Here is a 14,684-nt window from a genome sequence, read left to right on the forward strand (position 1 = left end):
GGGCGAGCGTGTGGGTCCGGCGCTAGGAGCCCGCGCCCAGGAAGATCGGGTTGGACATGGCCACCATCGCGTTGGGCGTGGTGGTGTTCGGCCCGCCCGAGGGACGGCGGACCTCCACCCGCACCCAGCGGCTGTAGCGCGGGTACGTGGTCCAGGTGACCGTGGCGCTGCCGGACTCCGGCACCGTCTCGGTGTGCTCCGGCCCGAGCTGGTCGAGGAAGGTGACAGTGGTGCCCGGGGCCCCGGTCACCGTCGCGCCGACCGTGACCGGCGTGCCCGTGCCCACCGCGATCCGCTCGCCGATGCCCGCGCTGCGCCCGCCGCCCGAAGCGCCGAACTCCAGGTTCACGGCCTTCGACTCGGCCAGCCACGAGCGCCCGGCCTTCAGCCCGGCGAGCAGCTCGGCCTGGCGCAGGCTGCCGGCCTGAACCACGGTGTGCGGCAACGCGACGGTCTGGTCCGGGTTGTGCGCGTCGGAGTCGCCGATCGCCGGGATCCAGCGGCCGCCGCGCAGCAGCCCGTCCCAGTGCGTGACGCTGGCCTCGTCGTCCTGCGTCCAGGGGCCGTTCCAGACCTCGACCAGGTCGGCGATCTCGTACGCGAATTCGTACGTGCAGCCGAAGCAGTTCGCGAACGGGTGCGCCGCGGTGACCAGGCCGCCCGCCCGGTGCACCTGATCGGTGAACCGGCGGAAGTCGGCCGCGTCGGACGCGCGGTAGCGCCAGTCGATCCAGGTGCCTGCGGGCAGCCCGATCGCGGGCCAGTGCCCGGACCGGGTGGTGACCTCCTCGCCGTTGAGGATCAGCAGGTCGTCGGTGGCGTAATTGCCCCACACCAGCTGCGAGCTGTTCGTGTTGTGGTCGGTGGACACGATGAAGTCCAGGCCGGCCGCGCGCGCGTCGGCGACCAGCTGCTCGGGCGTGCGCTTGCCGTCGGAATAGACGGTGTGCAGGTGGCAGTCGCCGCGGTACCAGGACTTGCCGCGCTGCCGGGCGGGCGCGCTCACCGGCGCCGGGTTCGGCCGGAACGGCGCCCCGTCCGCGCCGAAGGTCAGCGTGATGTCCACGCGGTAGTTCATGCCCTGCGGCGCCACGGTGTACGGGCCGAGGATCACGTGCCAGCGCCCCGCGCGGACCGGCCCCGCGACGTACCCGGGCGTGGCCTCGGTGGCGCTGATGGAGAACCGGTCGCGGAACCCGCCGGACCAGCCGCGGAACCCGCGCGTATTGCCCAGTTCGTGGCCCTCCGGCCCGAACATCCCGATGTCGCAAGCGTTTCCGCGGACCCCGGCCGGCACGGTGGGCTTGTCGTAGGAGTACACGACGTCGATCTGCTTGACCCCGCGCGGCACGTCCACGGGCAGGTAGTACCAGTCCGGCACGTCCGGCTTGAACGTGCCGGTGACGGTCTGGGTTTGCGGCCCCGCAGCCCCGGGCGCCGGCGCCGCGAACGCGACGCCGGGCAGCAGCCCCGTCGCCGCCCCGGCCGCCACGATCCCGCCCGCACGCAACAGGTTCCGCCTGCTCAGATCCCCCGTGGACATGCCCACCTCCGCATAGGAACGACGGCCCGACGCTAGGCGCACGGGGCCGCCACCATCAAGGACCCCCAGGTGAACACTCGGCGACCCGGCCGGCGTGACTGGTGGAACAGTCCGGCCTGACGCACCGGTCGGCCCCGGTTTTGGTACGGCTGCCCGATTTCCGGCACGACGGCGTGCGGTCGTCCTGCCACCGCGCGCGCAGCCGACCATCGCTGATCAGAAAGGCCCGGATCCATGGGCATCATCCGCAAGTCCCTCATGATCGGCACCGCCGGCGTGGTCCGCGGCTCGTCGAAGAAGCAACGCGTCGCGAAGGCCCAGCTGAAGGAGCTACGCAAGCAGACCGAGATCGCGCAGGCGCAGGCCCGAGCCGCGGGCGTACCGGACGCCCGGCCGCTCAGGTTCCACGACCAGACGCGCGCCCCGTCGAGCCTTGTGCCCAAGCCCGGTGCGCAGTGGACTCCGTCGTTCGCGCCCCGGCCCTGACCACTCCGGAACACCAGTACTACCCGACCGCACCGACAGTTTCCGCCCGATGAGCCGGAAACCCAGCAGCAGCACCACATCCGCCCCACCATCGACAACCTTCACGACGGCTTCCGCGGCCCCCGATACGGCAGCGTCTGGCTGTACACGACGTTGGTCGTAGTGCTGCCGAACTGGGCCAGCTCCCCCATCACCCGCTCCAGGTGCGCCATCGACGTGGCCGCGACCTTGAGCGTGTAGCAGTCGTCGCCCGTGGTGCGGACGCATTCGAGCAGTTCCGTGCGCTCGGCGAGCAGCCGGTGGAGGGGCTCGTGCCGGTTGCCGGGGTACTTCAGGCGCACCACGGCCAGCACGGTGAAGCCGACCTTCTCCAGGTCCACTTCCGCGCGGTAGCCACTGATCACGCCGAGGGACTCCAGGCGCCGGACGCGCTCGGTGGTGGCCGAGGCGCTCAGGCTGACGCGTTTGCCCAGTTCGGTGAGCGGGAGGCGGCCGTCCTGCTGCAGCTCGGCGAGGATCGCCCAGTCGGTGTCGTCGAGACTCTCGGCCATTCCGGCAATCTACCGGCAGATCCACGGCGGCAGGGCGCAAATGCCGGAAGGAGTCCCTTCACCGATCGGCGCCGCCTGGATAGCGTTTTCCCGTGCGACTCGGCGTGAACATCCCGAATTTCGGCCCCGGCACCGACCCGGGGATGCTGCGGGCGTGGGCCCAGACCGGTGAGGGCCTCGGCTACGACCTGCTGATGGTGTCCGACCACGTGGCGGTGACCCCGGACGTCGCCGCGCAGTACCCGGCGCCGTTCTACGAGCCGTTCACCGCGTTGTCCTGGCTGGCCGGGGCGACGACCCGGGTCCGGCTGGGCACCACCGTGCTGATCGTGCCCTACCGGCATCCCCTGCTGACCGCGCGGATGGCGGCGAACCTCGCCGACCTCAGCGGCGGCCGGCTGGTGCTCGGGGTGGGCGTCGGCTGGGCGAAGCAGGAATTCACGGCGCTGGGGGTGCCGTTCGAACGCCGCGGAGCCCTGACCGACGAATACCTCAGCACGATCCGCACGGCCTGGACGGACGAGCGGGACTATCGCGCCGGCAGAATCCCGCTGTGGATCGGCGGCGGGAGCGACGCAGCATTGCGCCGCGCCGTCCGGTTCGGCGACGCTTGGCACCCGCTCCGGTTCGAGCTGCCTTGGCTGCGGGACGCGGTCACCCGCCTCAAGGCGTACGCCGCGGGCGGTCCGGTGCCGGAGCTGGCCCCGCGGATCGTCCTGCGGCTGATCGGCAAACCGCTCGAACAGCGCCTGGCCGGCGAGGGCACCGTGGACCAGGTGATCGACGACCTCGAGCAGTTGCGCCTGCTCGGCGCCGCCGACGTGGTGCTCGACCCGTTCACGGGAGACCCGGAAGAGACCCGGCGGCCCACCACCGCCTGGCGCGCGCTCGCGACCGTCGCGGACGCCTGGAAACTACACACAGGGGAACGACTATGACCCAGGAACTGCTCCGCCACGCCATCAGCCTGGCCGCGAAGGCGCGCGAGAACGGCAATCCGCCGTTCGGCTCGCTGCTCGCCGCCCCCGACGGGACCGTGCTCGCCGAAGCGCAGAACACCTCGGTCACCGAAGGGGACATCACCGCGCACCCCGAGCTGAAGCTGGCGCGCTGGGCCGCGCGCGAGCTGGACCCCGCCACGGCCGCGAAAACCACCATGTACACCAGCTGCGAGCCGTGCGGGATGTGCGCGGGCGCGATCGAGCGCTCCGGCCTGGGCCGGGTGGTGTTCGCGCTCTCGACCGCCCAGCTGGGCACCCTGAAGCCCGTCGCCACGAGTGCGGGCTTCACGAAGGAGGGCCCGGCGTTGTTCGACGAGGCACGCGGCCCCGTCGACGGGTATTACCGGTGAATCCCCCGTTATTGCTTATTACCCACCCCTGGGCGCGGCCGGCATAATGTCAGCCGCGGGTACTGATCAATTCTCTTTCCGGCTCTCCCCGCTCGGTCCGGCGGCGTACCGGAACACAGGCCAGGAGCAGGGAAACCGCCACGACGCCCAGGAGCACGTGGCCGGCGAGGGCGCACAATCCGCATAATGCGGTCCATAGGACGATCTTCATCAACCGAGTGTAGGGCGGCCCGGAATGGGCGGCGAAAAACTTGGGGAAGACTTAGGGTTTCGGTCCGGCCACATTCCTTGGCCGGAAGTCCCTGCCGACGGTCCGAGCGATCCGGCCACCAGCTCTGATGGCCACCTTCAGAGTCCGTTATGCCCTCAAGGTGGCCTTCAGGGCATACTCGCCGATACCGGCCGAGTCCACAATGGACGAACCCCGGTCGCGCCCGGTGCACGCGGGTACGGGAGGATCGGCCCGTGCCCACTCCCGGAACCAGCGCGCTCGTGGTCGAACTGCCCGCCGCCGAAGGACTGCTCGACGCCGCCCGCGCGGTGAACCCCGCACTCGTGCGGCCGGGCCTGTCGCCGCACGTCACGGCGCTGTACCCGTTCCTGCCCGCCGCGCAGCTCACCGAATCCGTCGACGAAGCCGTCACCGCACTCGCCCGCGAGCACCACGCCACCGATGTGCACTTGACGGAACTGGTCGTCACCGCCGGTTTCGTCGCGGCCGCGGCGCCCGCGCTGCAGCCCCTCGCCGACGCCGTCTGCGCGCAGTGGCCGGACGTCCTGCCTTATGGCGGCCGGTTCGGCCCGCGGCCGCCGGTGCACCTGACCATCGCGATGGGCGGCACCGAGGCCGAGAACCGGGAAGTGGTGGCAGCGGCGGAAACCCTGCTGCCCATCACCGGCCGCGCCGAGGCGCTGCACCTGGTGGTCCTCACCGAGCAGGGCTGGCAGCTCCGGCTGACGGCTCCGCTCGGAACTCCCGCGCGATAGCCCGAAGCCGCGCGACCTCCGCGGAAAACGTGGCGTCCCCTTCAGCGGGAACACCGGTCTCCGCGGGCGCGCCCGAGCGCAGGGCCCGCGCGGCCGCGTCCGGGGGCATCGACGGCGCGACCCCGGCCAGGAGCAGCCCGTCGTTGACCTCGCTCATAACCGTGAGCAGCCGCTCCCGCCCGGTGACGCCGGCGGAGCCGAGCCGCACCACGTCCGGGAACCGCTCCACCAGGTGTTTTCGCAGCGGTCGCAGCGCGGCGCGGGTGCGCGCGTCCCGGATCGCCCGGCCCGCGGCGGGCAGCGCGGGCAGGGTCAGGCCGATCACGATCAGCAGCACCGAGATCGCCGGGAACCCGACGTCCAGTGAGCACTCGAGGTTCGAGAAGGCACTGCTGCACACCATGTTGACGGGGTGGGCCGAGTTCAGGTCCCCGATCAGGCCGGCGATCTTCCCGGCCAGATAAGCCAGCGCGAACACGCACGCCACGAGCATCACGCCGAGCCCGGCCCGCAGTGCGCCGGTGCCCGCGCGGATCGCCCCGGCCGAAACGATCGCGATGTCCACCACCGCGTAGCCGAGATACAGCGTGTACACGAAGATGTAAACCACCAGCGTCGGGTTCGAGCGGTACAGCTCGTCGAACAGCCCGATCCCGGTCGGCAGCCCGGACGTGGCGAAGAACGACACCACCAGCACCACCAGCGCGACGGCGAGCGCGGCCCGCCGGCTCCGGCGGCGGCGATGCGCGGCCCCGCCGATTTCCGCGACCGTGACCTCGATGCCGTACGCGGCCACCATCGTCGCCAGGTTCGACAGCAGCCGCCCGAGGCTCGGGTAGACCCGGCTCTCGATCGCCTGCGCGCCGTCGGCCAGGAAGCAGAACGCCGCGCCGAGCGCGATCAGGGTGATCGCCAGGCCCGCGCCCGCGCCGGTGCGCCGGGCCCGCAGCGCGCGCCAGATCCCGGCGGCCAGCGCGAGCAGGCCGACCCCGAAGAAGAGGACGTCGATCATCATCGGGCGGCTACCCGAGCAGCGACGCGAGCCGCTGCGCCTGGTCGGCGGACCGGCCGGACGCGCCGGGCCGCAGTTGCGCGACACCGGCGGTCGCCTCGCTCATCAGCAGCACGGCGATCAGCTCGGCCTCGTATTCGTCTTCGTCGGTGGTCACACGGGTGAGCAGGTGGGAAAGCAGGTGCGCGCTCAGGTCCGGGGCGACCGCCGCGGCTTCGGCCTTCGACATCAGGCAGACGCCGCGGTGCTCGCACAGCAGGTGCGCGATCTCGTGGGCGATGATGTGGTCCTGGTGCAGTGGCGAAGTGCCGGCGGTGTAGGCGATCAGGTCGTAGTCCGCGCGCCGCTGCCAGGCTCCCGAAGGCAGGCCGGGCGCGTACTCGACGGCGACCAGGTCGATTTCCCGGCCACGCCGCCGTTCCAGCCGGTCCACCCACGCGTTCATCGACCATGGGCGCGGCAACGGGACGTCATGCAGCAGCTCGCGCACGCGCGCCCGGGCGCGGGCCCGCAGGCTCGGGTCGATGACCCCTCCCGAAACGATCGGTGGCTGGACCAGCCGGGTGCACTGGGCACGGCCCGTCGTCCCGGCGGAGATCAGCATAGCGGGCAGCGCTACTCCGGCTTCCGCGCGCGACGGGACCGGTCGCGGCCCGCGTCGTAGCTGTTCAGCTGGTCCACCAGCGTGGTCACCGTCTCGCGGTCGCGCGGGGAAAGGCGCATCGCGCGCTGGGCGAGGTCGCGCGCCTCGGTGTCGCGCCAGGCCACGACTTCGGCGACCTGGCCGTCGACCCCCTCGGCCACGTCCTCGTCGAAGAAATAGGTGACGGGCACGCCGAAGAACCGCGCCAGCGCCTGGATGTGCGAACGCTTCGGGTCCCGCCGCGCGCCGACCGCGAGCTGCTGGACGTGCGTGGCCGACATGCTCACGCCGGTCAGGTCGGCGACCCCCTTCGCGATCTCGCGATAGGAGTACGGCTTGCGGTCCGGCGGGTGCACGGTGGCGATCAGCTTCGCCAGCCGCTCGGCGAAACTGCGTTCACCGTCTTCCGGTGTCCCGGCCATCAACGCCCCCAAACCGTCCTACGCCCGTGACGTCGTCGAGCATAACCGTCACGAAAGCTTGACACCAGCTGTCCCGTCAAGGCTACACTTCGCTCTGGTGGTGTGAAGAAAACTAAACACGGTTCGTCCGCGTGTGGTCACTGGGGGTGGCCGCACGCGGACACCGGTTCCGCTGCCGGGGGTGCGCACAGCTCACGCAGGTAGGTTGTCCGCCATGTCACTCCCGAGCGGTCCGGAAAGGACCTCCGTCCTGGTCACCGGCGGCAGCGGTTTCATCGGCCGCCCGGCTGTGCGCGCGTTCCGCGACCAGGGCCACCCGGTCACGGTCGTGGACCGGGTGCCGTACGAGACCGAGGACGACGGCATCCGCGTGGTGGTGGGCGACCTGCGCGACGCCGCGACCCGCGAAGCCGCGGTCACCGCGGAAACCGCGGGCATCGTCCACCTCGCCGCGCTCACGTCGGTGCTGAAGTCGGTCGAACGCCCCGCCGAAACGTTCACCGAGAACGTCGCCGTGACCCACGAGCTGCTGGAGCTGGCGCGTCAGCGCGAAGTGCCGCAGTTCGTGCTGGCCTCGACCAACGCGGTGGTCGGCGACGTCGGCACGTCGACGATCACGGTGGACCTGCCGACCCGGCCGCTCACCCCGTACGGCGCCACGAAAGCCGCCTGCGAGATGCTGCTGTCCGGCTACTCCGGCGCGTACGGCATGACCACCTGCGCGCTGCGGTTCACCAACGTCTACGGGCCGGGCATGTCCCACAAGGACAGCTTCGTCCCGCGCATGATGCGCGCGGCGCTGGCCGGCGAGGGCGTGCGCGTGTATGGCACCGGCGAGCAGCGACGGGACCTCGTGCACGTGGACGACGTGGTGCGCGCGCTCCTGCTGGCGTTCGAAAGGAAGTACAGCGGCCGCGCGATCGTCGGCGCCGGACATTCGGTTTCGGTGCTGGAGATGGTCCGGACGGTGCGCGAGGTGACCGGCGCCGAGCTGCCGGTGGAGCACGTCGCCGCAGCCGCGGGCGAGATGCCGGCGGTGGTCGTCGACGTCTCGGCGAGCGCGGAGGCCATCGGCTTCACCCCGGCGATCTCACTCGCCGACGGGCTGGCCACTGCGTGGAAGTACTTCTCGGAACTGGACCTGAAAGCAACCCTGTGACCCTGTTCCTCCGCCGGCACGCACTCCTGCTGGCCCTGCTCGCCGCCGGCACCGCGCTCCGGGTGCTGACCTGGGTGGCCTACCAGCCGGCCCTGCTCTACATCGACTCGTTCCGCTACCTCGACAACCTGCACGCACTGCGCGCCGACCAGCTCAACCCGATCGGCTACGACCTGCTGCTGCGGCCGTTGCTCGCGGTCGGCGGGCTGTCGTTCGCCGCGGCGGTGCAGCACCTCGGCGGCCTGGCGATCGCCGTCGGGATCTACGCGCTGGCAAGGAAACTCGGCGCCCGGCGCTGGGTCTCGGCGCTCGCGTCCGCACCGATCCTGCTCGACGCCTACCAGCTGCAGATCGAGCAGAACATCATGTCCGAGGTGCTGTTCGAGGCACTGCTGCTCGGGCTGCTGTGGCTCCTGCTCGCACGCGGGAAGCCGAACTGGCGGCGGATCGCGCTCGGCGGGCTGGTGGTCGGTTTCGCCGTGCTGGTGCGGCTGATCGGGATCACGCTCGCGGTGCCGTTCCTGCTCTACGTGCTCGCCGCGGGCAGCGCGTGGCGGCACTGGCGGGGCTGGCGCAACGCGGGGATCGGGCTGCTCGCGATCGTCGTCGTGGTGCTGCCGTACGCTGCGGAAGTCAAGGCGCAGACCGGTAAATGGGGCCTGACCGGTCCGTCCGGCAGCATGTTCTACGGGCGCACCGCGGCCGTCGCGGACTGCGCGAACCTGCACCTCGCCCCGGAGCTGCAGGTGTTCTGCCCGACCGAGCCGGCCGGGCAGCGGCTGGTGGACAACTACACCCACGCCGACCTCGATCCCGCCTGGCCCGGCCCGTTGCCGCCCGGCGCGGACCGCGCGGCGCTGGCGCACCAGTTCTCCGTCGACGTGCTCGAGGCGCAGTGGTGGGACGTTGCGAAGGCGATCATCGGCGACTTCGGCAAGAGCTTCCAGTTCACCCGCGCCACGGCGATCAACGACGTGCCGATCGACCGCTGGCAGTTCCAGCTCACCTACCCGGAGTGGAACGAGCCGGCCGGCATCGCGATGATCACGCAGCAGTACGACGGCGTGGACCCGAGCGCGCGGGAGCCGATCGCGGTGGTCCTGCGCGACTACCAGCTCCACGGCGGGTTCGTCCCCGGTGCGGTGCTCGGGTTCTTCGCCCTGCTCGGCCTGCTCTCCTTGCTACGGCGCAAGAAGCCGCGGGACCCCGCGCGCAGTGGCGCCCTGCTCGCCGCGGGCACCGGGCTGTTCCTGCTGTTCGCTTCGGCGGTGTTCGAGTTCTCCTGGCGCTACCAGCTGCCCGCGCTGGTGCTGCTGCCGGTGGCGGGCGCGCTCGGTTTCACCACGCTCACCGCGGCCAGCAGGCGGCGTCTCGGCGCGTACCCGGACGCGGTGGACGACGGCGCGATCGCGGACTTCGAAGGCAGGCACCCCGGTGCGCAGCTGGCCGAGCTGACCGTGGTGATCGCCGCGTACAACGAAGCCGGCGGCATCGGGCAGGTCCTGGAGAAGATGCCCGACGATTGCCTCGGCCTGCCCGTGGACGTGCTGGTGGTGGTCGACGGCGGCAGCGACGACACCGCGCGGATCGCCGAGGAACACGGCGCGTACGTGTGCGTCGCGCCGGCCAATCGCGGCCAGGGCGCCGCGCTGCGCCTCGGCTATCACCTGGCCACCGCCAAGGGTGCGAAGTACATCGTCACCACCGACGGCGACGGCCAGTACGACAACAGCGAAATGGCCGAGCTGATCGCGCCACTGCTGGAGGACAGCGCGGACTTCGTCACCGGCTCGCGGCGGCTGGGCCACGAAGAGGCCGACAGCCGGATGCGCTGGGTCGGCGTGCGGGTGTTCGCCTGGCTGGCCTCGGTGCTGACCTGGCGGAAAATCACCGACACCTCGTTCGGATTCCGGGCCATGCGAGCGGAACTCGCCTGTGCCGTCCCGCTGAACGAACCGCAGTACCAGTCTTCGGAGCTGCTGCTGGGCCTCACCGCGCGCGGCGCCCGGGTGCTGGAGCGGCCGATGAGCATGCGCCTGCGCAAGGCGGGCAAGAGCAAGAAGGGCGGCAGCGTCGTCTACGGCGCGAACTACGCCAGGGTCATGACGGGGACGTGGTGGCGGGGATACGTGCTGCGCCGCGGCCGAACACGAACCGGTCGAGCATCGTGAACTTGACGACGAACACCACGGCGTAACTGAACACGTACGCGGCGTCGATCAGCACGACCCACCAGGCGTGCGGCAGGTTCAGGGGCGCGAGCAGGTGGCCGGTGAGCGTGGTCAGGCCGACCGAGGCGAGCCCGCCGAGGGAGATCACGGCGACGTAGGGCACCAGCTCGGCGCCGACCTGCGGCCGGCCGCGCCTGCCCCACACCCAGCGACGGGTCAGGAAGAAGTTCAGCACCGCCCCGGCGGCGAACGCGAACGCGCTGGCCAGCCACGGTGCCCCACCCAGCGCGAGCACCGACAGCAACGCCGCCTGGCTCAGCATCGTCGCCCCGACCGAGCTGGTCGCGGCCCGGAAGAACCGGATTGTGCCGCGTCGCCGGGAACGGGGTGATTCCTCCGTCGTGCGAGGCTTCGCCGGGTTGGTTACCGTCGTCATGTCCCCAGTCTCCCCTCGGCCGTCCGCCACGGCCGTCCGGCCCCCCTGACGCATAGGAGATTCACAGCTCATTGCCAGGTCTTCATCAGCACCTGGTCGATAGGTTCGAGCCCGGTCATGGCGTCATGTACAAAGAGGAATCAGCGTGCTTGTCGCGTAAACGAAACGGAAAGGCTCCTCTATGCGAGTGCTGGTTCTCGGTGGCGACGGATACCTGGGGTGGCCCACGGCACTGCACTTGTCGGACAAAGGCCATGAAGTGGCCGTTCTCGACAATTTCGCCCGCCGGCAGTACGACGTCGAACTGGAAGCCGAGAGTCTCGTCCCCATCGAAGACCTGGCGACCCGCATCGATGCCTGGCAGGAGGTGTCGGGCAAGAAGATCGTTTCCTACCTCGGCGACCTGCTCGACGCGGAATTCCTGTTCGACGCGGTGCGCGAGTTCGCGCCCGACTCGATCGTCCACTTCGCCGAGCAGCGCTCCGCGCCGTACTCGATGATCGACCGCGACCACGCCGTCTACACCCAGCACAACAACGTGGTCGGCAACCTGAACCTGCTGTACGCGATCGCCGAGACCAACCCGGACATCCACCTGGTCAAGCTCGGCACCATGGGCGAGTACGGCACCCCCAACATCGACATCGAGGAAGGCTGGCTCGAGGTCGAGCACAACGGCCGCAAGGACCGGATGCTCTACCCGAAGAAGCCCGGGTCGTTCTACCACCTGTCGAAGGTGCACGACTCGCACAACATCGAGTTCGCCTGCCGCATCTGGGATCTGCGCGCCACCGACCTCAACCAGGGTGTCGTCTACGGCCAGGTGACGCCGCAGACCGTGCGCGACCCGCGGCTGGCCACCCGCTTCGACTACGACGCGGTGTTCGGCACGGTACTCAACCGGTTCGTCATCCAGGCGGTGCTGGGCCAGCCCCTGACCGTGTACGGCAAGGGCGGCCAGACCCGCGGCCTGATCGACATCCGCGACACCGTCGAATGCATCCGGCTCGCCGTGGAGAACCCGGCCGGGCGCGGCGAGTTCCGCGTGTTCAACCAGATGACCGAGAGCCTGTCGGTGAGCGAGATCGCGGAGCTGGTGGCCGAGGCGTTCCCCGGCCCGGTGCAGATCGAGCACCTGGAGAACCCGCGCGTCGAGCAGCCGGAGCACTACTACAACGTCAAGCACACCGGGCTGGTCGGGCTGGGGCTGGAGCCGCACCTGCTGTCGGACACACTGATCGAGTCGATGTTCGACATCGTCGGCGCCAACAAGCACCGGGTGGACATCGACCGGATGCTCCCGCAGGTCAGCTGGCGCGGGGCGGTCAAGGGCTGACGCTTTTTCCTTTGCTGGACACGCCGGGCCGCCCTTCGCGGTCCGGCGTTTTCCGTCAGTAGGTGGGCCAGGCCAAGTCTCGGAGGGGCCCGGCTACTCCGGCGGTTTGCTCGTGGGGGACGTCGGTGGCCGTCAGGCTGGTGTCCTTAGGGATCCGCTCGCGCATGAAGCCGACGGCGTGCTCGGCGAAGTCCTCGGGCCAGTCGGCCGGGCCGATGCCGACATCGAGGTCCACGAGGTGGATCCAGACCTCGCGCCAGCGCGTGTTCACGGCCGGGGCGAAGGCCGGCCAGTCCTCGACGCGCGACCACACCCGTTCCAGGGCTTCGGCCTGTTCGGCGACGGCGGCACGGTGCTCGTCGGCGGTCCGGCCGGCGGTGGCGTCGATGATCGTGTCCCGCTCCCCCGGCGCCCACATCGTGACGGCCTCGCCGCGCAGCGCGTGCTCGACGACGCGAGCCCGTGCGCGCGCGGCGTCGGCGACGTGGGCGAGCACGTGGCCACGGGTCCAGCCGGGCAGCAGCGAAGGCTCCCGCACCGCGTCGTCCGTGAGCCCGGCGAGCGCGTCGCCGAACCGCCGGTGGGCCTCGGCGACGGCGGTGAGCGGTGGGGGCACGGATCGGATCGTAGCGGGCGGACCGTGGCGGCGGCCGAAAATGTCGGTGCCGGATGGGATGCTTCTCGGGTCAGCCCCACCAGGGGGAGGAAACGATTGTGCGGCAAGGGAACAGTGGCCAGGGAAACGTTGGGGGGACCGGTGGCGGCGCGCTGGAGCACCGAGCGCGTCCTCGGGCTCGCGTCGGACGCGTCGTCGGCGAAGGCCGGGCGCGGGCAGGCAGTGCCGGCGAAGTGGTCCGGCACGGGCGCGTCAGCGCGGGCCGTGTGGGGTGCCTGCCAGGGCAGTGGGCAGAAGCCGTACCAGGCGGCGGTCGAGCTGGCCGGGCCCGCGTTCCGGTGCACCTGCCCGAGCCGGAAGTTCCCGTGCAAGCACGCGCTGGGGCTGTTGCTGCTGTGGTCGTCGGGGCAGGTCCCCGAGGCTGAGGACGAGGCCGGATGGGTGCGGATCTGGTTGGAGGAGCGGGCTTCTCGCGTCACCCGCGCGGAAAAACGGCCGGAGGCGCCAAAGGACCTGGAGGCCGCGGCGAAGCGCGCGCAAGACCGGATGGCCCGCGTCACCGCGGGCGCCGCCGAGCTGCGCGGCTGGCTGACCGACCGCGTCGGCGCCGGTTTCGCGGGCTTCGAACGCGGCGGCGCCGGAGAGCTGCGCGGCGTGGCGGCAAGGATGATCGACGCCCAGGCGACCGGCCTGGCCAACGGCCTGCGCCGGGCCGCGGGCCTGATCGGCCAGGGCCGCGACTGGCCGGGTGACCTGCTGTCGGAGCTGTCACTGCTGTACGTCCTCGCCGGCTCGGTAACCCGTCTGGAAGAGCTGCCGCCCGCCCTCGCCGAGACGGTCCGCACCCGCCTGGGCTTCGCCGCGAGCACCGCGCAGGTACTGGAGTCCGGCGAGCGCGTCGCCGACCAGTGGCTCGTCACCGGAGCGGTCGACGAGGAGCAGGACTCCCTCCGCACCCGCCGCACCTGGCTGCGCGGACGGCACTCCGGCCGTCCCGCGCTGGTGCTGTCCTTCGCCCCTCCGGGCCGCCCGCTGGACAGTTCGCTGCCACCGGGCCACATCGTGCCGGGCGAGCTGGCGTTCTACCCAGGCGCGGTGCCGTTACGCGCCTTGGTCGCCGACCACACCGAGCCGGTAACGTCCCCGATCCCCCGCGGCGACACCGTCACCGAGGCCCTCGCGTCCTACGCCGAGGCCCTAGCCGCGGACCCTTGGCTGGACCGCTGGCCCATGCTCCTGGCCGACCTCACCCCAGCCACCTGCCCGGCTGACTCCCCGACCAGCTTCCCGACCGGTGCCTCGGCCACCGGTCCAGCCGCCAGCCTGACTGGCTCACTCACCGGGCCGCCCACCGGCCCAACCCGCTCACCGGCCGACCCGAGCGCCCCACCGACCGGCTCGACCGGCCAGCCCACCGGCCCAGCCGGCTCGACCGCCAGCCCACCGACCGGCCCGACTGGCCCGTCCACCCGCCAAGCTGGTCCGACCACCGGCCTGCCCAGGCACCCGCCCACTGGCCGGACCGGCTGGGCACTGTCCGATGTAGACGGAGCCGCCCTGCCCCTGACCCCCGGCACCGACCCGTGGCGCCTGCTGGCCCTGGCCGCGGAACACCCGGTAACCCTCGCCGCCGAATGGACCCCCGCAGGCCTCCGCCCCCTCACCTGCTGGCACCCGGATGGCGTGGTGCGCCTTGATTGAGCAGCATCGCCCGCCCGTACTGCCCGGCACCACCGTGATGCCCAGTGCCACCGCCTCTGGCACGCTCGCGGCGAAGACCTCCGCACTTACCGAATTCTCTTGCGCCACAACAACAATCACCACCGCACCCACCAACGCAACCACCTCCACCACAACGACTGGCGCCACCGCCGCAACACCCGAGATCACCACTCCCAGCGCAGCAACCACCCCCATTCCCGAAGGGACCTCTCCCCTGCCCCTCCACCGCCGGCCCCCAACCCAGGCGGT

At 71.2% G+C, this 14,684-nt stretch carries 15 protein-coding genes; 8 read left to right on the plus strand and 7 right to left on the minus strand.

Annotated features, from left to right (window positions below):
• Positions 1 to 22: 22 nt before the first annotated feature.
• Positions 23 to 1,543 carry a CehA/McbA family metallohydrolase gene (locus OG371_RS43755; RefSeq protein WP_329063066.1) on the minus strand — a complete coding sequence of 507 codons (1,521 nt, stop codon included), beginning with the start codon at positions 1,541 to 1,543 and terminating at the stop codon, positions 23 to 25.
• 234 nt (positions 1,544 to 1,777) lie between these two features.
• Between OG371_RS43755 and OG371_RS43760 the strand changes: the two genes are divergently transcribed.
• Entirely contained in the window at positions 1,778 to 2,029 is a 252-nt protein-coding gene (locus OG371_RS43760) for a DUF2510 domain-containing protein (RefSeq protein ID WP_329063068.1), read from the plus strand.
• Positions 2,030 to 2,130: 101 nt separating this feature from the next.
• On the opposite strand, the gene OG371_RS43765 is transcribed toward OG371_RS43760, so the two are convergent.
• Complete coding sequence (locus OG371_RS43765) at positions 2,131 to 2,580, minus strand: Lrp/AsnC family transcriptional regulator (protein ID WP_329063070.1); 450 nt, start codon at positions 2,578 to 2,580, stop codon at positions 2,131 to 2,133.
• A gap of 92 nt (positions 2,581 to 2,672) precedes the next feature.
• On the opposite strand from OG371_RS43765, the gene OG371_RS43770 reads away from it, so the two are divergent.
• The 3 genes from OG371_RS43770 to OG371_RS43780 all read left to right on the plus strand — a co-directional run bounded on the left by OG371_RS43770 (position 2,673) and on the right by OG371_RS43780 (position 4,918).
• Positions 2,673 to 3,518: an LLM class flavin-dependent oxidoreductase gene (locus tag OG371_RS43770; RefSeq protein ID WP_329063072.1), complete on the plus strand. Its 846-nt coding sequence runs from the start codon at positions 2,673 to 2,675 to the stop codon at positions 3,516 to 3,518.
• The gene (locus tag OG371_RS43775; RefSeq protein ID WP_329063074.1) at positions 3,515 to 3,931 is read left to right on the plus strand and encodes a nucleoside deaminase; all 417 of its coding nucleotides are present in this window, start codon (positions 3,515 to 3,517) and stop codon (positions 3,929 to 3,931) included. Before OG371_RS43770 ends, OG371_RS43775 begins: the two co-directional genes overlap by 4 nt.
• Positions 3,932 to 4,396: 465 nt before the next feature.
• On the plus strand, positions 4,397 to 4,918 hold the full coding sequence (locus tag OG371_RS43780; RefSeq protein ID WP_329063076.1) for a 2'-5' RNA ligase family protein: 522 nt from the start codon (positions 4,397 to 4,399) through the stop codon (positions 4,916 to 4,918).
• Here the strand turns inward: OG371_RS43780 and OG371_RS43785 are convergent.
• From OG371_RS43785 to OG371_RS43795, 3 genes are read right to left on the minus strand one after another with little or no spacing between them, the layout of a single operon-like run.
• Positions 4,860 to 5,933, minus strand: a complete 1,074-nt coding sequence (locus tag OG371_RS43785; RefSeq protein ID WP_329063078.1) for a hypothetical protein — start codon at positions 5,931 to 5,933, stop codon at positions 4,860 to 4,862. The two genes, OG371_RS43780 and OG371_RS43785, sit on opposite strands and share 59 nt — an antisense overlap.
• Positions 5,934 to 5,940: 7 nt before the next feature.
• Positions 5,941 to 6,534: a hypothetical protein gene (locus tag OG371_RS43790; protein WP_329063081.1), complete on the minus strand. Its 594-nt coding sequence runs from the start codon at positions 6,532 to 6,534 to the stop codon at positions 5,941 to 5,943.
• Positions 6,535 to 6,545: 11 nt separating this feature from the next.
• On the minus strand, positions 6,546 to 6,995 hold the full coding sequence (locus OG371_RS43795; protein ID WP_329063083.1) for a helix-turn-helix transcriptional regulator: 450 nt from the start codon (positions 6,993 to 6,995) through the stop codon (positions 6,546 to 6,548).
• Positions 6,996 to 7,209: 214 nt separating this feature from the next.
• On the opposite strand from OG371_RS43795, the gene OG371_RS43800 reads away from it, so the two are divergent.
• Together OG371_RS43800 and OG371_RS43805 are read left to right on the plus strand one after the other, a co-directional pair.
• The gene (locus OG371_RS43800) at positions 7,210 to 8,154 is read left to right on the plus strand and encodes an NAD-dependent epimerase/dehydratase family protein (RefSeq protein ID WP_329063085.1); all 945 of its coding nucleotides are present in this window, start codon (positions 7,210 to 7,212) and stop codon (positions 8,152 to 8,154) included.
• Positions 8,151 to 10,325, plus strand: a complete 2,175-nt coding sequence (locus OG371_RS43805) for a glycosyltransferase (protein ID WP_329063087.1) — start codon at positions 8,151 to 8,153, stop codon at positions 10,323 to 10,325. Before OG371_RS43800 ends, OG371_RS43805 begins: the two co-directional genes overlap by 4 nt.
• Here OG371_RS43805 and OG371_RS43810 read toward each other — a convergent pair.
• Positions 10,255 to 10,761, minus strand: a complete 507-nt coding sequence (locus OG371_RS43810; RefSeq protein WP_329063088.1) for a GtrA family protein — start codon at positions 10,759 to 10,761, stop codon at positions 10,255 to 10,257. The two genes, OG371_RS43805 and OG371_RS43810, sit on opposite strands and share 71 nt — an antisense overlap.
• Positions 10,762 to 10,942: 181 nt before the next feature.
• Between OG371_RS43810 and OG371_RS43815 the strand changes: the two genes are divergently transcribed.
• Positions 10,943 to 12,097, plus strand: coding sequence for an NAD-dependent epimerase/dehydratase family protein (locus OG371_RS43815; protein ID WP_329063091.1), 1,155 nt, complete (start codon positions 10,943 to 10,945; stop codon positions 12,095 to 12,097).
• Between the two features lie 55 nt (positions 12,098 to 12,152).
• On the opposite strand, the gene OG371_RS43820 is transcribed toward OG371_RS43815, so the two are convergent.
• Positions 12,153 to 12,713, minus strand: a complete 561-nt coding sequence (locus OG371_RS43820) for a maleylpyruvate isomerase family mycothiol-dependent enzyme (protein ID WP_329063093.1) — start codon at positions 12,711 to 12,713, stop codon at positions 12,153 to 12,155.
• Between the two features lie 141 nt (positions 12,714 to 12,854).
• Here OG371_RS43820 and OG371_RS43825 point away from each other — a divergent pair, with 141 nt between their 5' ends.
• Positions 12,855 to 14,414 (plus strand): SWIM zinc finger family protein, encoded by a 1,560-nt coding sequence (locus tag OG371_RS43825; protein WP_329063095.1) that lies wholly within the window; start codon positions 12,855 to 12,857, stop codon positions 14,412 to 14,414.
• Positions 14,415 to 14,684: the final 270 nt, after the last annotated feature.

This window comes from Amycolatopsis sp. NBC_01480 (assembly GCF_036227205.1).
Taxonomy (GTDB): Bacteria; Actinomycetota; Actinomycetes; order Mycobacteriales; family Pseudonocardiaceae; genus Amycolatopsis.